An 18,015-nucleotide genomic window follows, 5' to 3' on the forward strand; every position below is an offset into this window, starting at 1 on the left:
GTCGATGTCCTGCCCGTGTCCACCGGGTCCGCGGCCAACATACGCCGCTCATCTCCGGGTGAGGCGAGTCGAGTTCGACCACATGCGGACCCTGAAACGGAGCACGCCCACGGAATGGCGGGAGGTGCGGTTCGGCACCTCCCGGGCCGGAGCGAAGGAAGTTGCCGCGGCGTGAGCGGGCGTCACCCGTGCGGGTGACGACAGACGGGCGGTTCGGCAGGACGCTCAGCAGACAGTCGAGAACCCCGCAGACCACTTCAGGGCCCGGTCGCGCAGCGCGGCCGGGCTCGTGGACCGTCTGCTGGCCGTGCGGGAGTACACCAGCAGGCCGGTGCCCCAAAGGTGCAGGCTGTTGGGATGGAGTGGCCCGTGGACGTCGCCCTCGCACGGTCCGTGACGCAACTGCCGACGGGACCGTCGTGGGCGTACGAAATCAAGTGATGGACAGGGTTCACGCGTGTCCGTTGTCCACGACGAACACGCTGTCGGAGGAGCGTCTGTGGCGCCAGGCGTCCGACTGGGCGAGGTCTGGCCGAATGGCTGAGAACCCAGACAAGGCCCGGGCGAGGTGACGACCTTTCGGCCGAGGCGCGTCCGGTGCGGTGCGCGAAGAGTGGACGTCGTCACCGGCTCTCCTCCGAAAGACGTCGTCCATGCGCCCCGTACACAAAGCCTCTCTCGCAGCGGCCGCCCTGCTCGCCACCCTGTGCGTACCCGTCTCCCAGGGAGCACCGACCGCGGCGGCCTCCGATCGCCCCTCGGACCTGGCCCGCTACTACGATCAGCACCCCGCTTGGCACCGCTGCGGAAGCCCCGACCGCTACCCGGCCTCCTACCAGTGCGCCACCGTCACCGTGCCCCTCGACTACGCACATCCCCGCGGTCGCACTCTGGCTCTGAAGATCTCCCGGCTGCGCACCAGCGTGCCCGGCAAGCGCCATGGCGTCCTGCTGTCCAACCCCGGCGGCCCCGGGGACCTCGCTCTGGACGACCCGGTGGCCATGCAGGACGCCCTGGCCAAGAGCGTCCGGGACCGCTACGACCTCGTCGGCTTCGACCCGCGTGGTCTCGGCGCGAGCAGCCCCCTGCGCTGTGGCCTCACCCAGGACGAGGCGAGCCCCGACCTGTACCCGTACCGCGCGGCCACCTTCGCGAAGGACACCGCCCGCGCCCGGGACACGGCCGCCCGGTGCATCGCCCGCGAGCGCGCCCGGCTGCCGTACATCACCACCCGCAACACCGCCCGGGACATGGACGTCATCCGCGCCGTCCTGGGCGAGAAGAAACTCTCCTACCTCGGCTGGTCCTACGGCACCTACCTCGGCGCCGTCTACACCCAGCTCTTCCCCGGCCACAGCGACCGCATAGTGCTCGACAGCGCCGTCGATCCGAACCGCTTCGGACGCCACACGAACCTCGCCATGGCCACCGGCGCCGAGCCCGCCTTCCGCGAGTGGAGCCGGCTCATAGCCCGCCGCGACCACGCCTACCACCTCGGCGACACCCCGGCGAAAGTCCGCGCCGCCTTCTGGCAGCAGGTCGCCCGCGCCAACCGGACACCGATCCGCTACCGCGGAACCGACGAGGCCCACCAGGGTGCCGCCGTCACCGGCGACGACATCCGCGACTGGCTGCGGGCCGACTTCTCCAACGCGCCCTACCAAGCCGCCCGGGAACTAGCAGACCTGCGCACCTCACCCACCACCCGCCCGGACCCGGCCCCGACCGGCGGCAAGGCGGACCCCGCGGACGACAACGCCATCGCCCTCAATCTGGCCATCATGTGCGGCGACAACTCCGCCTCCTGGCCCCGCAACCCCGTCCGTTACCGCCTCGACGCGATCCGCGACAAGGCCCGCAACCCGCTCTACGGCGACTTCACCGCCAACATCACGCCGTGCGCGTTCTGGCCGAAGGGATCCGAGGCGGCGACCCGCGTCGACAACTGGGTGGGTGCCCTGCTCGTCCAGAACCAGTGGGACTCCCAGACCCCGCTGTCCGAGGGCCTGGCCATGCACCGCGCCCTGCGCGGCTCGCGCATGGTCCGGGTCCAAGACGGTCGCGGCCACGTCATCTACGGCATGCCCGACGCCCCCGCCTGCGTCACCCGCACGGTCAACGCCTACCTCATCACGGGCCGTCTTCCGGCCCGCGACGTCACCTGCCGGTCCTGACGGCCGGAGGCCCAACTGCGGTGCTCGTCCTGGCTCGGTTTCGGCGCGGACATAGCGGTGCTGGCCCATCGCTACTGACCTTGCTTGCGTGATATGTGTCGCGATGGTGTCCCGCCGCCAGGCGGTGGTTCGACGCCTGCGAAGGGCACCGGCTTCGTCCTCGCACGGCAGGGCCGGGTGGAGGACGGGCCGTGGCTGCGGCGGAGGGGATCTGATCGATGGGACGCATGACCAACCGGTATCTGCCGGATACGGACCGAGGAGCACTGATCGTCCTCGACACCGACCAGCTTGAACTGGCCGGCTTCCCTGACGAGGGCGTGTTCAGGATGCTGCACACGACGGCCGACCTGCACGGGCACACCCTCGCGGTGCCCCAGACGGTGGCGGTCGAGCACCTCGCGCACCACCGCTTCGGGGCCCGGCAGCTGACAGGGCGTTCACCGGAAGACGCTGCCCGCCGTCGGCACGAGGCTCTCCATGCGTTCTTCACGGTCCTGCCGACGCCCGAAGGCGCCGAGGAGGAGGCCTTGGACCGGGTGGCCGAACGCCGCCTCCCCGCCCGGGCCGCATCGGTCGACGGAGACGGCGGCAAGGCCGAAGCCCACGGCATCCGTGACACCGTGGTCTGGCTGACCCTGCTCGCCGCTTTCGAGGACCGCAACCAGATGCTCTGGTTCCTCTCCGGTAACCAGGACTTCGCCGCACGCTCCGCGTTTCACCCCGACCTGCGTGCGGAAGCAGAACAGCGTCTGGGCACGGACAGATCGCTGTTCCTGGGTCTGATGAAGGACGGCATTCCCGCGCTGTTGAAGCGATGGGGTACCAAGGTGACGCTAAATGCCAGGGACTTGAACCTTCTGGTGCGGTCGGATGCGGTTGTGCAGCAGGTGCGGGCCGTGATCACGGGGCCTGCGCGGCCTTTCACCTCGGACTTCCCGGTGCCCGGCACGGGCCTCCTGGCCTTCGACGGCCTGCTCGGCAGGCCTCTGGCCTATCAGGTCGACGACAGGCTGTGGGTGCCCAGCCGAATCCGCTGGAGGGCCCGCGGGGAGGAACACACGCGTTCCGGCCGCCCGTTCATCATGACGCGGGTGCTGCTGGAGGTCGGCGTCGAGCCGATGCTCGTGCTGGGCGTGACGGTTCTGGACGTCAGCACCGCCGAACCACCCGCTGCGAGAGGGCGGTATGCAACCTGATGCTCGATCGAGGCCCTGCACGACGATGGCCGCGTCCATCCCACCGGCTGCCAGTTCGGCGACGGACGATCGGAGTCGTCGGCCGGCCGTGACGACCCCATCGAGGGTGTGCTGCCTCGGGGCGTGCGCGGCCGTCCGGGCCTGCATGGGAAGCTGCCCGACGTTCTTCGTGAAGACCAGCGCCACCGGCGGACAGCCGTCCCGGCCGGTGGCCGGCCACACCGTCCGCCACAGCGCCACCTCCCGCCCGTCGCCCGTCCCGGTCGACACACGGCGGGCGAAGAAGCGACGGTAGCGCTCCACCTTGTCCGCGACCAGCGCCGGGCCCTCGGCCAGGCCATCAGCGCCCCCAGCCCCTCCGGCCGTGCGGGCGGGGCCGACGGCGCGTCAGGTGCGGGTGCGGGCGACGGGCTGCGTCGGCTCGGGCGGGGTCTGGAGGAACGCGTCCAGGACATCGGTCACCGCGCGGGCGGGCTTGGCGCCGGAAGCCGGTGCTGCCTTGGCGGTGCCGCCCATCTCCCGGGCCGGACGGTCCAGGACCACGGCCGCCGCCTCCAGCCCGGCCGGGGTCAGCGCCCACCGCTTCTCCGCCACCCGCACCCCGTCCTCACGGACACGGACCGCGCTTCCCGCCGCCGGCACCAGACACTCCATCTCCAGATCCTTCAGCCGCCGCGCGCCGTCGCCGCGTCCTTCGTCCCCGGACACATCAGCCTGCGGATCGGATCCGGCGTCGCGACCTGGACCACTCCCAGCGCGGCCAGACACATCGTGCGCGTCCGCCCCGTCGACCCGTACCTGCGCACCCTCGAACCGCCCCGGCCTGCCTTCCCCGGGCGCACCCACCCACCGGGAACACCTCTCTGTCCAGCCCTGATCATGCAGGCCATCTTCATCCCTCTCGCTGGCCTTCCTCGCCGGAGCTGTTCACACAGCCACAGGCACTCACCCGCCTCACCGACTCCTACGGGGGCGAGATAGGGAACGTCTTCGTCGCCGCCCAGCGCCAGTTCGTCGAGGGCCTGGCCCACTCGGGCCTCACATGAGCCCCGAGACGGATGCCCTGAGATCTACCGGTCGTCACCCGAGCCGGAGATCATCACTCCTATGACGATCACCACGGGCACCGTGTCCCCGCCCGCACGCAACACCCTCGTCGCCCTCGCCCGGGGAATCCTGACCGGAGGGGTCGTCGGGGCGTCGCTGGCCGCCCTCGTCGTCGGTGCCCTCATCGAGAGCGTGCTGCTGTTCGTGGCGGGCCTGGTCCTGCCCGTCGCCTACATCCTGCTCGTCCTCCTGGCCGGGGTGCCGAGGCTGGCCCGGGAGGCGGCGATCGCCCCGCACACGGCGCTCGCGATGGTCGAGAGCCGGGAGGCCGTCGGGGGCGAGGCGACGAGCGACGTGGCGGTGCGGTTCGATCTCACCGTCGCGCCGGACGGCGTACCGGCCTACCGTGTCGCGTTCACGCAGGACATCAATCTCGTGGACCTGGCCGACTACCGGCCGGGTGCCGTCGTGGTGGTCCAGTATCCGCCGGACCGGCCGTGGCGGGTGAGGATCGTGAAGCGGCCGACACCGCTGTGGGAGGAACGGGCGGCCGACGCACGCCTCGACTCGGCGCCCGGTCCGGCCGTGGTGAGCGAGACTCCCAAGAGCTGTGCCGTGGGTCTCGTCATGCTGGTCGTCATGCTGCTCGCCGCGGCCGGTGTGGTCCTGGGGTTCCGCGCCGAGCTGTTCGACGAGGGCTCTTCCGCGGGGTCCGGGTCCTCCGACCGTCCGTCCGTCTCCTCCTCCTCGTCCACGTCCACGTCCACGTCCACGTCCACGTCCACGTCCACCACCGTGGTGTCGTCGGCCTCCGGCTCGGTCGCCCTCGGCCCGGGCCAGTCGTTCCTCGACAAGGGCGAGTTGCGCAGGGCCGTCGGCGCGCTCACCAAGGGCACCGAGGCACGCGCGGCGCTCACCGTCGTCGTACAGGACCGGCTGCTGTCCGTCGTGTACGCGCCCACCGCCTCGAACGCCCCGACGTTCGACCCGGAGTCCCTGCCGTATGACCGCTTCCCCGCTCTGGTCGAGGAAGCGAGGAGCAGCCTCGGTGTCGGTTCCCCGCGGTCCTGGCAGGTCACCGTGGAACGCCTCACCGGCTCGCTGACCATCAGGGTCTCTGTGACGGGTGCCGAGGGGACGGCGTCGCTCGAGGCGGACGGTGACGGCACGGTGGTGCGGCGCACTACGGCCGGCTGAAGAGAGGGAAGGCACATGGACCTGCACGGATATCTGGCGCTGTGGTGCGCGGTGTTCGGCACCGTCGCGGTGGTCGGGTACGGCCGATCACTGGCCGGGGTGACGAAGGCCCAGCGGGCGGTGCGGGTCATGGGGCGGATCGAGGAGGTGCGGGAGCCCCGGCACGGAAGCTCCCAGCGTGACGGGATACCCGTGGTCGTCACGTTCCGGGACCCGTCCAGCGGTGAGGAGTTCACCGTGACCAACGACACCGGCCACGGCGAGAGCATCACAACGGCCTGGGTGGGACGGGAGATCGGTATCCGCTATCCACGCGGGAGACCGCATGCCTACCGCTTCGTGCACGACCTCGCGGAGGGCCGACGCGGGCTCGGGTGGCCGAGCTTCGCCGTCTTCCTGATCTACGTCGGCCTGGTGGTCTTCGCCGCGATCGACTGGGCCTGGCCATGGGCCCTGATCGGTTCGGGCGGACCTTTGGCGATCGTCACCGCGCTCTACCTGCCACAGGTCGCGCCCGTCGCGAACCGCCGTATCGACGCCCTCACCTCCCGCCCCCCTGTTCCGGGCCGTGTCATCGCCGTGCTCTCGGACACCAGCACCGACAGCGAGGGCTTCACCTCCACCAGCCACACGCCGGTCATCGCCTTCACCACGCACGAGGGCACGGCCGTCACCGCCTACTGCCCGGACGGACTGCCCAACCATGCGAAGTCCTACGGCCGGGACGTCACGATCCACTACACGCCCGACGACCCCGCCGTCCTCACCACGGACCTCGCGGCGGAGCACCGCTCCCGCACACACGAGATCACCTTCAGTGTCGTGGCGCTGCTCCTCGGAACCGCGGCGGTCGTCGTCGGGGCGGTACTGCTGTGACGCCCGAGGAGGAGCGGTGTGCACGGGGTATCTTCCCGTCATGGATCCGCTCACGTTCGACTACGAAGACCTGCATGTGCGCGTGGACCGGGGGGTGTTCGAACTGTTCCCACTGACGGGCAGCGGCATGCCGCACACACTCCGGATCCCGCTGCACCGGCTGGGGGTGCTGGTGCACTACAAGAAGCCGAACAAGCCGGGCGAGCTGACCTTCGGTGTCGTACGCGACCCGAACGCCGCCCTCTACGGCACCGACCTGGCGGCCTTCGGGTACACGTCCACGGAGGCGGTCCGGGTACCGCGCGGCGACGAGCCGTTGTTCCGCGCCTATTTCACCGAAGTGGCCGCGCTCGCCGGCCGACGGGTGGTGTGACGCGGAGCCATGGTCCTCGGGCACGGAGTGGTGTGTCTGAGGGTCGATCACGGGACCTTCGAGGTGTTCCGGCTGTACTTCGGCAACATCGCCCAGCTCGGCGAACCGGCCCCGCTTCCTCACCGTCCGCACCAGTGATCTGCCCAACGCCTCTCCACGGGGACCGTCAACGAGCAGCGACGTCGAGGGCCTGGGCCAGCAGGGCACGGGAGTGGGCTCGGTCCGCGGGGTCCGCGATGATGTCCTGGACCATGATTTCGTCGACACCGGTGGCCTTGGTCATCTGCTCCAGCTGATCCCGTACGGTCTGCGGGCTGCCGGCGAGCTGGCGGGGCCAGCGGCCGTCTGTGATGACGGCGGGGGTGTCCTTCTGGTCCTGGCTGAGTTCCCGCTCAGCTTCCTCGACCGTGGGAACCTGGGCCGCGGACCCTTGGCGGGCCAGGCGTGCCATCAGGGCGGTCCTGGACCAGTTCAGCCGCCGTGCCTCGGCGTCGGTGTCGGCGACCACGGCGCCGACGGAGAGGATGCCGCGACCTCCGGCCGGCCTATTGGCCGCGGGTGCGGAGAACGCGCCGTGGCGCAGCAGGGCGCGACTGGCGCCGTCAGGGTTGATGAAACCCGCGAAGGCGTAGCCGAGGCCGAGTTCGCCGGCCATCCGGGCGCTGTTGCCCGAGGAGCCGAGAATCCACACCTCCGGTCGCGAGGCGACGCCCGCGGCCGGGTTCAGGCGGGCGAAGGGGTGGCCCGCGGGGAAGTGGCCGTTGAAGTGGGCGAGTACTTCGTGGACCTGCTCGGCGAAATCGTCGGCGGGCGGTGCGTCGCGGTCGCGGCGCAGGGCGAGGTCGACCACGGGGCCCGCGGTGGCGCGGCCGAGGCCGAGGTCGATGCGGCCCGGTGCGAGGGCTTCGAGCTGGAGGAAGGTCTCGGCGACCTTGTAGGGGCTGTAGTGATTCAGCAGCACCGCGCCGGAGCCGATCCGGATACGGGAGGTGGCGCCCGCGGCCAGGGCGATGAGGATCTCGGGTGCTGAGGAGGCGGCGCTGGCGGCGTCGTGGTGCTCGGCGTACCAGATGCGGTGGTAGCCGAGGTCCTCCACCTGTTGTGCGGCGTCGACGGAGTCCTTGAGGGCCTGGGCCCTGTCACCGCCGGGGGTGACGGTGGAGAGCTCGACGAGGGAGAGTTTCATGGTGTTTGTGTCCTTGCTGGCAGCCCGGTCGAGGGCCGCCGGGCAGCGGAGTTGTCTTGTGCGCACGACGTGTGAGGGGATGCCCGGCAGGCCCGGCGAGGGCTGTGCGGAAGAGCGCGCCGCTCAGGTGGTCAGTGGCGTGTGGGTGCCGAAGGAACGCTGTTGGTAGGTGAGGGGCTTGGAGCCCTTCTTGCCGGGTTCCGCGGCGCGGACGTGGGCGAGCAGGAGGGTGTGGTCGCCGGCGGTGATGCAGTCGTCGACGTCGGCGGTGATCCATGCCGCCGAGCCGGGCAGGCGGGGCAGGTTCGTGCTGGGCGACCAGATGACGTCGTCGAACTTGTCCCGGCCCGATGTGGCGAAGGCGGCGGCGAGTCCGGCCTGGTGGCTGCCGAGGATGTTGAGGCCGAAGCGTCGGGTGCGGCGGATGATCGCCAGGAGTTGGGAGCGGTTGTCCAGGGACACCAGGACCATGGGGGGCGTCAGGGACAGGGAGGCAAAGGCACTGACCGTGGTGCCGTGCGGGCGCGGGCCGTCCATCGCGGTGACCACGGCGACGGGCGACGCGACGGTGGCCATGGCGTCGCGGAACACCTGCAGGGTGGCGGTGCCGGGGAGGTGGGTGGTGGTCATGACCGGGCCGTTTCTGTGACGCGGGGGTCGAGTCCGTACTGGTCGCGGGCTCCGAGGTGGTCACGGAGAGTGGCTCCGGTGTAGTCGTGGTGGAAGAGGCCGCGTTCCTGCAGGGTCGGGACGACCTGGTCGACGAAGGCGTCGACGCCGTCGTGGTAGCCGTCGATGGCGAGCGAGAAGCCGTCGCAGGCCCCAGCCTCGAACCATTCCTGCATGTGGTCGGCCACGTCGGTGGCGGTGCCGGCGACGACCGGGTGGTAGTCGATGACGCCGTGCGCCAGGACGTCTCGAAGAGTCCAGCCCTGCCGCGCCACCTCGAGGGCGCGGGCGGAGCGTGCGTCGTGCGGACTGGGTGCGGCATCGGTCAACTGGCGCTCGGTCAGCGGCTTGTCGAGCTGCTCGTGGCTGAGCGGCAGTCCGATCATTGCGCCGAGGTAGCGGACGCGCTGGCGAAGGTCGACGGACTCGTCCAGGAAGCGGCGCCGCTCAAGGGCGGCCTGGCGGGAGGGGGCGATGGTCGGCATGAATCCGGCGAACACCTTGACCTCGTCCGGGTCGCGCCCGGCCCGCTTGGCGGCGTCCCGCAGGGCGCCCCGCTGAGCGATGGCGTCGCTGATCGTCATCGGGTTGGCGTAGACGCCGCTGGCGCACCGCCCCGCCAGTTCCGTGCCGTAACCGCCGCCGCCCGCCTGGAAGATGACCGGCTGGCCCTGCTCGGAGGGCGGGATGGGCAGCGGCCCGCGGGAGGCGACGTGGCGGCCCCGCAGGTCGACCGGCTGGATCTTGCCCATGTCGGCGAACCGCTTGCCCGCGACGTCGAGGACCCAGGCGTCCTTCTCCCAGCTGCCCCACAGGGCCTGCACGATCTGGACGAACTCGTCGGCGCGCTCGTACTTCTCCGCGCGGGGCGGGATGGGAGAGCCGAAGTTCGCCGCGGCTGCCGGGTGGAAGGTGGTGACCGCGTTCCAGCCGGCCCGGCCGTGGCTGATCACGTCCAGGGCCTTGAACTGGCGGGCGAGGTTGTAGGGCTCGTTGAAGGTGGTGGAGCCGGTGGCGACCAGGCCGATCCGCTCGGTCTCGCGGGCTATCACGGTGAGGACGAGGAGCGGGTCGATGGGGGTGTGCGGGTGCTCGGTCTCCAGGTCCACGTCCAGGGCCGGGGTGTCCGCGATGAACAACAGCTGGATCTTGCCGCGCTCGGCGGCCTGTGCGTAGCGCACGAACTGGTCCATGTCCGTGTAGCTGGACAGGTTAGCCCCGGGCAGCCGCCACGCCCCGGGCTCGGCTCCGTAGCCGCTGTTGAACTGCATGGCCAGGAGCATCTGCCGGCTTGTCATGGGACGCCTCCAACAGGCGAAAGGAAACGGAGGGTTCCTCCGATTACCTTCCCGACAATACGGAGAGTGCCTCCGTATTGCAAGGAGAGTGGTGGCCGGGAGCACCGGGTGCGATCGATACGTCCGGGCCGCTGCGCCTGCGAGTCCGGCGGGCGGCCGCGCAGCGCAGCCGCGCGAGGCCGCGGCACCGGAGGCGCGCGGACGTTGGGCACGTCCCGTGGCGTCTCCGGCGCAGCGGCCCCGCGCGGGCGCCCTCCTGCGGGAGGTGGGTGTCACCGGTGGGCGGCGCGGTTCATCTCGACGAGGTCGTCCAGGGTGGGACTGTCAGGGAGAGCGGCGAATCGCTCGAGCATGCTGTCGCGGACGGCGGTGTCCTTGACGCGGTCGGCCGCGGCCAAGGCGGCGGGGAGCTCGTCGAGGGTCAGCTCGGTGCAGTAGGCAGGGCCCATCGGCTGCTGGCGCCAGGAGTCGGACAGAGCGCCGGCGTCGCAGGGGTCGAAGCCGGTGTCGTCGACGAGACTCATGGCCACCTTCTTCGCGTCCGCGGAGTCGCCGGCGACCGGGATGGCGATTCGGCCCGCCGCGCCTGCCGGAAGACCTCGGGTGCGCTGGGTCTCGGCCAGTGCGGCGTTCCACGCCTTGACGACGGGCCGGCCAAGAAGCCCGGAGGCGTACACGCTCTCCACCTGGCCGTCGTCCACCGCCTCGATCCGCCCGCTGAGGTGCGGGTAGTAGTTCGAGGTGTCGATGACCACGGTCGCGGCGGGGGCGGTGGCGATCAGCTCCGCCAGTTGTCCTTGCACCCCGAACGGGATCGCCAGGACGATCGCGTCCCGGCCCTGGACCGACGCGTCCAGGGCCACCGCGCGGGCGCCCGCCTCCAGCACCTCGGCCGTGACGGCCTCGGGCCCCCGGGCGTCCGCGACCTGGACGTCGTGACCGGCCAGACTCAGCCTGCGGGCCAGGTTTCCACCGATCGCTCCAGCGCCGATAACAGTTATTTTCATGATTTGTCCCTTAGAAGGTTGTGCCACCGCTGCGGGCGGCTTGATGTGATGACGGGGTGGCGGGATCGCCGGGCCATTGCCGGATCCCCTCGGGCGCCAGGGTGTCCCCGTGGTCCGGCCTTGAGCGAGGTGCCGACCGTCAGATGCGGCCGTCCGGCTCGCGGTATCCGCGGGCGACGAGCGCCCGCAGCCGTTCGACCGATTCCCCGGTGGCGCCGGTGCCCTTGATCCAGGCGACCGAGCAGGCCGCGAGGAACAGGTCGTAGCCCGTCACCGACGGGCGTACGTACCCTGTGCGCTGTGCGGCTCGCACATACGCGTCGGTCGTGGCGATGAGCTCGTCACAGGGGACGGTGAGCGGATTGTCCGGGTCCTCGGCTCGGGTCGCCGCCATGAGGGGTTCCGGGAGTCCGCTGTAGGCGCTGAGGTAGTCCTCCATCGCCCGCAGCCACTGCGCCAGCGCCACACCGGCGTCGTCGAGGCCGGCGATGCTCTCGCGGCGGGCCACCAGTTCCTCGGTGCGGGACTGGAGTACGGCCGCCAGCAGGGCCTCCCGGGTGGGGAAGTGCCGGTACAGCGTTCCCGGCCCGACGCCCGCCTCCTTGGCGACCGCCTCCAGTGACGTACCGATCCCGTCCCGCAGGAAGTGGCGCTGGGCAGCCTCCAGGAGGGCCGCGCGATTGCGCTGGACGTCGGCGCGGGGCTTGCGCCCCTGTTGCTCCCTGGCGTTCATGTACCCTCCTGCACTCTTTCGTACGGCGCCCCGATCCGAAGCGGAGGCTACCTCCGAATTGCCTCCACGGTAAAGCGGAGGATCCCTCCGATCAAATCGCACGGGGTGCCCAGCGCGTGAGGTTTGGGGCGCGGTCCAGCAGTGCGGCGTCGCGGTGCGCGAAGCCGACGGCGGCCCGGGACCAGGCCGAAACGCGCAGCGCCCCCGGCCGAGGGGCGAATTCCGGGGGGGAGCCGCCGAACGAGGCAGGAGCCGTGTGGGTCAGGCAGAGCTCACGACGATGCCATTGACGCACGCGACGGACTCGCCCACGCGGACGACGCTCTTCGTGAAGACCAGCGCCACCGGCGGGCAGCCGTCGCGCCTGGTGGCCGGCCACACCGTCCGCCACAGCGCGACTTCCCGCCGGTTGCTGGTGCCGGTGGACACGCGGCGGGCGAAGCAGCGGCGGTAGCGCTGCACCTTGTCCGCGACCACCGGCAGGCCCTCGGCCCCGTTGCCGACCTCCACGAACAGCAGCGGCATCACCTCGTGGCCAGGCACGGCGAACACCATGTCGGCACGCATGCCGTCCAGACGGCGTGGCTGTGCACCCGGCACCTGACCGGTATCCGGGCGCACAGCCTGAAGGGCTGGTGACCGCCAGGCCGACGGTCACCGGCGACAGGATGGGTCAGCGGCGGCCGCCGCGGCGGTGCGAGCCCCAGGATTCCTCGTCGATGACGCGGCCGCGGGCGTTGCTCAGGGGGCGGTGTCGCGGTCGTTGTTCCCCAGGTAGGCGCCGCGCCCCTGGTAGACGTCGGTGCGGGTGTCGCGGCCGACGCCGGTGCAGATCCGGACGGCGGCGCGGCCCGGCCGGGCGGTAGCCGCCGAAGGTGTAGGTGTGGCCGGAGGCGTGCTCCAGCGTCCAGCCGTCGAGGTTGACCGCGCCGCGGGTGGTGTCGGTCAGCTCCACCCACTCCTGTTCAACCCTCGTCCAGCAAGCGGTTGGAGCGGTCGCCACGTCCCGGGGAGTCGTACTGGACGGCCGAGAGTGATCAGCCGGTGGTGGTCGTGGCGGGTGCTGGACGGCTTCGGCAGCGGTGCGCCGACGGTTGCTGAGGCACGGGCCGCACTCCCCGCCGGACGTCAGCCCTTCGTCGGGGTGGGCGTAGCGTTCGCGGATCGGGCAGACCCACATGGCGGCCTCCGTCCGGCGCCATTGCCCTTCCCTCTCCACCCTGGCGCGCTCGTACTCGGCCTCCTGCGCCTTGCCGCGGGCGTCGGCGCGCGCCGAGCAGGGGCCGAAGTCGTCCGGGTTGGCGAGCGCGTCCGCGAGGGGCTCCCAGGGGGAATGGCCGTAACGCCACCACACGGGCCGTGCGGAGCGTGCTCGGCGAGCAGCTTCAAGGTGGTGGACGGCAGCGGCCTTGCGGTCGTAGTCGCGGTAGCCGTCCGGCTTCTGCCCCGGGCCGCGGCTGTCGCCGTTCCACTCGCCGCGCCAGTGCTCGAGCGCGAGTTCGCCGACCTCCCGTATGCGGGTCAGCATGGCGAGCTGCCCGACTCTCTGCGTGAAGACCAGCGCCACCGGCGGACAGCCGTCGCGCCCGGTGGCCGACCACACCGTTCACCACAGCGCGACCTTCCGCCCGTTGCCGGCACGGGCTCCTGTCGAGCCGGCGGGAGCACCCTGCGGCACGGTGGATTCGGTACCGTGCGTGGTTTACCGGAGCGCGGCGGATCAGCTGTGCGCGAGGGCATGCTCGCGTATCTGCCCACTCAGCTCTTCCCGGCGGGGTCTACCGTCGGCACGGTGGGATTCGTGCTGGAGGACCGGCTGATCGACGCGCACCGACGGCTCCGCCTCCGCGTATCCGGGACAACCTCTCCCTTGAGCGGCGGCGCGCCCGCCTCCGGGCGGGACCGGCTCAGGCTCCCGCCCAGAGGTAGGGCGCCCGCGGCAGCCGATCACGCATGTGGTGCCCGGCGAGCGGGGCACGGTCGACCTCTCATGCACCGTCGGTGGAACGCAGTTGACTGTGGGCCGCGCCGGGCAAGCTGCCGGCACACGCTGGTGGTGACGGGCACTGTCCGGCTGCTTCGTCGGCTCTGGCCGACCTTGAGTGGCGGCTTGGCGCAGACCTCCCAACGGCCCCAGCCCTGACCGCCGGGTCTGCGGTACCCCAGTGCACCCGGGAGGCTCACCTGAAAGTGCGTGCCGTCGTCTTCGCTCCCCCGCGGGTCCCGGCGCACAGGGGAACGAGGCACTTCCGCTGCCGGGGCCGGTCAGTCCACGGAGTCGGCTGCGGCGACGATGGCCCGATTGACCGCTTCCGGACTGATCGAAGGAACGTCATGGCCCGAGCGCGTGTGGATGAGGTGGGCTCCCACCCGGTCGGCTTCGAAGTCCTGGGCGGCCGTCGGCACGGCGTGGTCCTCGGTCGCGACGACGGCCCACTTCGGTGTCCTGGCCGGCGGGTTCACCGTTGCCTTGTCGCTGAAGGCCGAGAAGGCGATCGGCTCCTGGGTCACCGAGGCGACGTCGATGTCCGTTGTCGACAGTCCGTTGCCGTACACGGCCCCGTACTTGCCGGGCTTGATGTAGACGTCGGTGTCACCGCCGGGCAGCGGAACGGTGCGCAGGTTCTGCGGAGTGAGCTGTGAGCCGGGGAACTGTCCGATCAGGGAGTTGGCGGAGTCTCCCACCCTGGGGATGAGGGCCGCCACGTAGACGAGAGCCCTGACCTTGGGCGTCTCGGCGGCGACCTGGCTGATGACCTCTCCCGCGTAGGAGTGGCCGACCAGTACCACGGGCCCCTTGACGGTGTTGAGCTGTGCCTCGACATAGGCGCTGTCGAAGGCCAGGCCACGCAGGGGCGTGTCGATCGCGTAGACCGGGTAGCGGTGCCGTCGCAGGTAGGCGACCTCGCTGTTCCAGCTGGAGGAGTCGGCGAACGCCCCGTGGACCAGGACCACCGTCGGCTTCGCGCGGTGTGCCGCCGGCGAGGCGGCGGCGAGGTCGTTCGTGACGGCCAGCGAGGCTACGGCCACGCCGCTCACGAGTCCGGCAGCTGCCCATGCTTTGATTCGATCGGTGGACTTCATGTCGTGTTTATTCCTCTCGAATTGCGCTATCGCGCCGGTAGGGGGAAACGGCGTAATTCGGCATACAGCGTGGCATGAAAGCCAAACGCCTGTTTGCCGCCGTCCGCGGCGCTTCACGACATCGACCATGGCTGCCTCGTCTGCTGTCCCGCCAATGCCGATCCTGCTTCGCTGATGCCGGTCCGGCATGCGCGTCACCGCAGCTGTCGGTTTCGGCTTTCCGAGGCTTCCCGGGTGTCGTGCACACCCCACCGTCCCGGCGTCATGCCCGATCGGCATGACGGTTCGGGCAATCGGCATTGGCGTGCCGCGTCGCGGGCCGCGATGCTCGGCGAAGTCGGAACTCGGCGCAACAGAAGGCGCGGTAGCAGTGAAGTCCCTGTGGCGGATGGTGGATGAAACGCTCCTCGGAGCAGTGATCTATGCACTCACGTGCAGGCTGCGACGCGGCCGCCCCCCAGCACGGCGGGGCTGAAGTGCACGGGCGCCGACACCGGCGTCAGCCTGTGACCGCCTTCTGTCCGACGGGGGGCACGACCATCGAGAAGGATGTTGTTCTATGCCAAGCACTCAGTGGCGCGAAGTGTTCCTGCCCGACGAGAGAACCCGGCACGCGCAACAGGTGCATGTGTTCAGCGAACTGCAACGCAAGCAACTGAAGAAGCACGGCCCGGGGCGGGCGCTGCACCGCAATCAAGTGGCTGCCCTGAAAGCCGCCCTCGTGGTCGAGGACGGACTTCCTGATTATGCGCGACAAGGAATCTTCGCCACCCCCGCGGTCTTTGAGGCACATGTCCGCCTGTCCAACGGGAACTTCTCCGTCGACCGGGCACCCGACATACGCGGATTCGCGATCAAAGTGCTCGGGGCCTCGACGCCGACGTCAACCGATGTCGAGCAGAACTTCACCCTCGTCAGTCAGGAGACCCTGAAGGTCCGTGGCAGCGCCGACGTCGTAGGAATCGTCGAGCTCTCCACGAGTGCGCCCGGCACCGCGCTCCGCAAGGCCGCGATGAAGCCGGAGCTCACGCGCCGTGCCGTCGCGAACTTCCGGGACATGGTGCAGCCGTTCAGTGGCTTCGCCACGCACGACTTCTTCAGCATCATGCCCCTCGCGTTCGGCGACTACGCGGCCCGCCTGAAGCTGTGCGCGGCCTCGGCAACGATCAACAAGGAAGCACGCAAGGATCTGGCCGCCGACCTCTATGCGCGGCTCTCGGACGGCGACCTGGAGTTCCTCTTCCAGGCCCAGTTCTTCGAGGACGAGCACCGTACCCCGATCGAGGACTCGTCGACCCGCTGGGACGCGCCGTGGCTCACCGTGGCGCGACTGCGCCTGCCTCGGCAGGCACCGGACCAGGCATTGGCCGAGGCCGTCGAGAAGAGCAGCTTCAACCCCTGGATCGCGGCGAAGGAGCATCGGCCGCTCGGGGAACTGATGCGCGCCCGCCAGGCAGCCTATGAGCTCAGTCGGCGCAACCGGGACGCCGCTCCCTGAAGCGGCGCCCGGCCTCCCGCCCGGACCGGCCGACAACTCCTTTGCCAGGCACGGCCGTTGAGGCATATGCCGGACAGGCGCGGCTACCATGAGCCTCATGGACCTCGATCTGCGCCGGGTGCGCTACTTCGTGGCCGTGGCAGAGGAGTGCAGCTTCGTGCGAGCGGCAAGCCGTCTGTACATGACCCAGCCCGCGCTCAGCCGCCAGATCCGGGCCTTGGAGGAAGATCTGGGCGTGGTCCTCTTCCTACGGGACCGCCAGGGCACCGTGCTGACGCGGGCGGGTCACCAGCTGCTGGAGGACGCCCGACCGATGCTGGCGATGTCGCAAGCGGTGCAGCAGCGGGTGCGCAGGGCGAACCGGGAGGTGAACCACTTCGCCATCGGCTTCATGCCGGGCATCGTCGTCACCCCCATCGTGCGGGAGTTCGCCGCGATGGCGCCGCAGCTCGACATCGAGGTCGTGCACACCTCGATCACCGACCAGGCCGACTTCCTGATCGACGGGCGGGTCGACGTCTGCTACGTGCGGCTGCCGCTGCCGGAGGGCATGTTCGAGGTGGTACCCCTGTTCCCCGAGCCCCGTGTGGTGGCGCTGTCGAGCGCGCATCCGCTCGCGGACCTCAAGACGGTGCACGTCGAGGATCTGCGCGACATGGTGCTGCTGCAGAACCCCCGGGACGTCCCCGAATGGCGCGGGCGCCTGCCACGCGAGCCCCTCGCGCCGCAGACGGATGCCGGGCGGTTTCCGGTGACGATCGAGGAGTGCCTGGAAGGCGTCGCCTCCGGTGCGGGCTGTTATGTCATGCCCGCCGGCATGGCCGGCTTCTACCGCCGTGATGATGTCGCCTACCTGACCCTGGAGGGTGTCGCACCGCGCATGGTCGCCCTGGCCTACAGCAAGCACCGGACCATGCCCGAGCTGCACCAGTTCGCCGAACTCTCCTGCCGCATGCTCGGCCCGGGCCCGAACTGACATCCGGTCCCGGTATCCCGGCGGCAGGGAGAAGCACGGCGAATGCCCGGTGGCGGGCGAGCCCGTGGTCGGAGCGCCCGGTTGAATCCCCGGGCACCGGGCCTCAAGGACAGTGGCGGCTCAAGCCAGGGGCGGCATGAGGCCGGTCTGTACGAGGAAGCCCGCGAGCGAACTCGAACACGCTCCCAGCGGCGGAGAAGGTCACCGCGTCCTCGCCGACCTTCAGCACAGCGCGGGCGGTCGTCAGGCGGATCCGCAGAGCGCCGTGGACGGGCATGCCGTCGATGTACGGCAGGCTCGGCACCATCCGGCCGACGGCCTGCCCCTCCATCGCCGCCCTGTAGCGGGCGAGCAACTCGGGGTCGTTCAGCAGCCCGGCGAGCCGCTTGCGCATCCCGTCCACGGTGTCGGCCTGGACGTCCGGGACGGCGAGCGGCGGCAGGTCTCGCCGCTAGCGCGTGTCTCTTTGATGGGTTGGTCAGTTGATCGGATGTGTCTGTCCGGTTAGTGATCACTGATGCGATGTGGGACCGGATCGAGCCGCTGATGCCGGCCGATCCGGTCCGCGGACGGCGATGGGCTGACCACCGCCGCATCCTCGAGGCCATCGCGTGGAAGTACCGCACCAACTCGCCCTGGCGGGACCTCCCCGACGAGTTCGGCTCGTTCCAGACCGCCCACAAACGGCTGATCAGATG

Annotated in this window: 18 protein-coding genes and 1 pseudogene; 9 read left to right on the top strand and 10 right to left on the bottom strand. The window is 70.5% G+C overall.

Annotated features, from left to right (window positions below; all coding sequences use genetic code 11):
* Positions 1–653 precede the first annotated feature (653 nt).
* Together ABZ490_RS50740 and ABZ490_RS50745 are read left to right on the top strand one after the other, a co-directional pair.
* A complete protein-coding gene (locus ABZ490_RS50740; RefSeq protein ID WP_359007360.1) occupies positions 654–2,174 on the top strand; it encodes an alpha/beta hydrolase in 1,521 nt (506 codons plus the stop codon).
* 218 nt (positions 2,175–2,392) lie between these two features.
* On the top strand, positions 2,393–3,373 hold the full coding sequence (locus tag ABZ490_RS50745) for a hypothetical protein (protein WP_359007363.1): 981 nt from the start codon (positions 2,393–2,395) through the stop codon (positions 3,371–3,373).
* A gap of 387 nt (positions 3,374–3,760) precedes the next feature.
* On the opposite strand, the gene ABZ490_RS50750 is transcribed toward ABZ490_RS50745, so the two are convergent.
* Positions 3,761–4,081 (bottom strand): hypothetical protein, encoded by a 321-nt coding sequence (locus ABZ490_RS50750; RefSeq protein WP_359007366.1) that lies wholly within the window; start codon positions 4,079–4,081, stop codon positions 3,761–3,763.
* 399 nt (positions 4,082–4,480) lie between these two features.
* On the opposite strand from ABZ490_RS50750, the gene ABZ490_RS50755 reads away from it, so the two are divergent.
* Genes ABZ490_RS50755 through ABZ490_RS50770 form a run of 4 tightly spaced genes read left to right on the top strand, consistent with a single transcriptional unit; the run spans position 4,481 to position 7,004 of the window.
* Positions 4,481–5,617 (top strand): hypothetical protein, encoded by a 1,137-nt coding sequence (locus ABZ490_RS50755; RefSeq protein ID WP_359007369.1) that lies wholly within the window; start codon positions 4,481–4,483, stop codon positions 5,615–5,617.
* Between the two features lie 15 nt (positions 5,618–5,632).
* Entirely contained in the window at positions 5,633–6,493 is an 861-nt protein-coding gene (locus ABZ490_RS50760) for a DUF3592 domain-containing protein (protein WP_359007372.1), read from the top strand.
* A gap of 40 nt (positions 6,494–6,533) precedes the next feature.
* Positions 6,534–6,866 (top strand): hypothetical protein, encoded by a 333-nt coding sequence (locus tag ABZ490_RS50765; RefSeq protein ID WP_359007375.1) that lies wholly within the window; start codon positions 6,534–6,536, stop codon positions 6,864–6,866.
* A 9-nt stretch (positions 6,867–6,875) separates the two neighbouring features.
* Entirely contained in the window at positions 6,876–7,004 is a 129-nt protein-coding gene (locus ABZ490_RS50770) for a hypothetical protein (protein ID WP_359007378.1), read from the top strand.
* 28 nt (positions 7,005–7,032) lie between these two features.
* Here ABZ490_RS50770 and ABZ490_RS50775 read toward each other — a convergent pair whose 3' ends face one another.
* The 8 genes and pseudogenes from ABZ490_RS50775 to ABZ490_RS50810 all read right to left on the bottom strand — a co-directional run bounded on the left by ABZ490_RS50775 (position 7,033) and on the right by ABZ490_RS50810 (position 14,789).
* On the bottom strand, positions 7,033–8,052 hold the full coding sequence (locus ABZ490_RS50775; protein ID WP_359007381.1) for an LLM class flavin-dependent oxidoreductase: 1,020 nt from the start codon (positions 8,050–8,052) through the stop codon (positions 7,033–7,035).
* 123 nt (positions 8,053–8,175) lie between these two features.
* A complete protein-coding gene (locus ABZ490_RS50780) occupies positions 8,176–8,682 on the bottom strand; it encodes a flavin reductase family protein (RefSeq protein ID WP_359007384.1) in 507 nt (168 codons plus the stop codon).
* A complete protein-coding gene (locus ABZ490_RS50785) occupies positions 8,679–10,019 on the bottom strand; it encodes an NtaA/DmoA family FMN-dependent monooxygenase (RefSeq protein WP_359007387.1) in 1,341 nt (446 codons plus the stop codon). The genes ABZ490_RS50780 and ABZ490_RS50785 overlap by 4 nt, the downstream gene beginning before the upstream one ends.
* 272 nt (positions 10,020–10,291) lie before the next feature.
* A complete protein-coding gene (locus ABZ490_RS50790; RefSeq protein WP_359007390.1) occupies positions 10,292–11,026 on the bottom strand; it encodes an NAD(P)-binding domain-containing protein in 735 nt (244 codons plus the stop codon).
* 139 nt (positions 11,027–11,165) lie between these two features.
* Positions 11,166–11,759: a helix-turn-helix domain-containing protein gene (locus ABZ490_RS50795; protein ID WP_359007393.1), complete on the bottom strand. Its 594-nt coding sequence runs from the start codon at positions 11,757–11,759 to the stop codon at positions 11,166–11,168.
* A gap of 261 nt (positions 11,760–12,020) precedes the next feature.
* A complete protein-coding gene (locus ABZ490_RS50800; protein WP_359007396.1) occupies positions 12,021–12,326 on the bottom strand; it encodes a hypothetical protein in 306 nt (101 codons plus the stop codon).
* 106 nt (positions 12,327–12,432) lie between these two features.
* A pseudogene (locus ABZ490_RS50805) lies at positions 12,433–12,793 on the bottom strand (lamin tail domain-containing protein); the annotation flags it as partial.
* A gap of 1,231 nt (positions 12,794–14,024) precedes the next feature.
* On the bottom strand, positions 14,025–14,789 hold the full coding sequence (locus ABZ490_RS50810) for an alpha/beta hydrolase (RefSeq protein ID WP_359007399.1): 765 nt from the start codon (positions 14,787–14,789) through the stop codon (positions 14,025–14,027).
* 613 nt (positions 14,790–15,402) lie between these two features.
* On the opposite strand from ABZ490_RS50810, the gene ABZ490_RS50815 reads away from it, so the two are divergent.
* Both ABZ490_RS50815 and ABZ490_RS50820 read left to right on the top strand, forming a co-directional pair.
* Positions 15,403–16,341: a hypothetical protein gene (locus ABZ490_RS50815; protein ID WP_359007402.1), complete on the top strand. Its 939-nt coding sequence runs from the start codon at positions 15,403–15,405 to the stop codon at positions 16,339–16,341.
* A gap of 97 nt (positions 16,342–16,438) precedes the next feature.
* Positions 16,439–17,317, top strand: a complete 879-nt coding sequence (locus ABZ490_RS50820) for a LysR substrate-binding domain-containing protein (protein ID WP_359007405.1) — start codon at positions 16,439–16,441, stop codon at positions 17,315–17,317.
* Positions 17,318–17,420: 103 nt separating this feature from the next.
* Here the strand turns inward: ABZ490_RS50820 and ABZ490_RS50825 are convergent, their stop codons facing one another.
* A complete protein-coding gene (locus ABZ490_RS50825) occupies positions 17,421–17,711 on the bottom strand; it encodes a hypothetical protein (protein WP_359007408.1) in 291 nt (96 codons plus the stop codon).
* A gap of 98 nt (positions 17,712–17,809) precedes the next feature.
* Between ABZ490_RS50825 and ABZ490_RS50830 the strand changes: the two genes are divergently transcribed.
* The coding region (locus ABZ490_RS50830; RefSeq protein ID WP_359007411.1) for a transposase at positions 17,810–18,015 on the top strand (206 nt) is incomplete at its 3' end.

It is taken from the genome of Streptomyces sp. NPDC005811, from assembly GCF_040630405.1.
GTDB lineage: Bacteria > Actinomycetota > Actinomycetes > Streptomycetales > Streptomycetaceae > Streptomyces.

Coding starts and splice junctions, on each gene's coding strand:
- ABZ490_RS50745 (WP_359007363.1), top strand. CDS start 2,393: ATGGGACGCATGACCAACCGGTATCTGCCGGATACGGACCGAGGAGCA.
- ABZ490_RS50795 (WP_359007393.1), bottom strand. CDS start 11,759: ATGAACGCCAGGGAGCAACAGGGGCGCAAGCCCCGCGCCGACGTCCAG.
- ABZ490_RS50815 (WP_359007402.1), top strand. CDS start 15,403: ATGCCAAGCACTCAGTGGCGCGAAGTGTTCCTGCCCGACGAGAGAACC.
- ABZ490_RS50755 (WP_359007369.1), top strand. CDS start 4,481: ATGACGATCACCACGGGCACCGTGTCCCCGCCCGCACGCAACACCCTC.
- ABZ490_RS50775 (WP_359007381.1), bottom strand. CDS start 8,052: ATGAAACTCTCCCTCGTCGAGCTCTCCACCGTCACCCCCGGCGGTGAC.
- ABZ490_RS50760 (WP_359007372.1), top strand. CDS start 5,633: ATGGACCTGCACGGATATCTGGCGCTGTGGTGCGCGGTGTTCGGCACC.
- ABZ490_RS50800 (WP_359007396.1), bottom strand. CDS start 12,326: ATGCGTGCCGACATGGTGTTCGCCGTGCCTGGCCACGAGGTGATGCCG.
- ABZ490_RS50740 (WP_359007360.1), top strand. CDS start 654: ATGCGCCCCGTACACAAAGCCTCTCTCGCAGCGGCCGCCCTGCTCGCC.
- ABZ490_RS50765 (WP_359007375.1), top strand. CDS start 6,534: ATGGATCCGCTCACGTTCGACTACGAAGACCTGCATGTGCGCGTGGAC.
- ABZ490_RS50825 (WP_359007408.1), bottom strand. CDS start 17,711: ATGCGCAAGCGGCTCGCCGGGCTGCTGAACGACCCCGAGTTGCTCGCC.
- ABZ490_RS50785 (WP_359007387.1), bottom strand. CDS start 10,019: ATGACAAGCCGGCAGATGCTCCTGGCCATGCAGTTCAACAGCGGCTAC.
- ABZ490_RS50790 (WP_359007390.1), bottom strand. CDS start 11,026: ATGAAAATAACTGTTATCGGCGCTGGAGCGATCGGTGGAAACCTGGCC.
- ABZ490_RS50780 (WP_359007384.1), bottom strand. CDS start 8,682: ATGACCACCACCCACCTCCCCGGCACCGCCACCCTGCAGGTGTTCCGC.
- ABZ490_RS50820 (WP_359007405.1), top strand. CDS start 16,439: ATGGACCTCGATCTGCGCCGGGTGCGCTACTTCGTGGCCGTGGCAGAG.
- ABZ490_RS50770 (WP_359007378.1), top strand. CDS start 6,876: ATGGTCCTCGGGCACGGAGTGGTGTGTCTGAGGGTCGATCACGGGACC.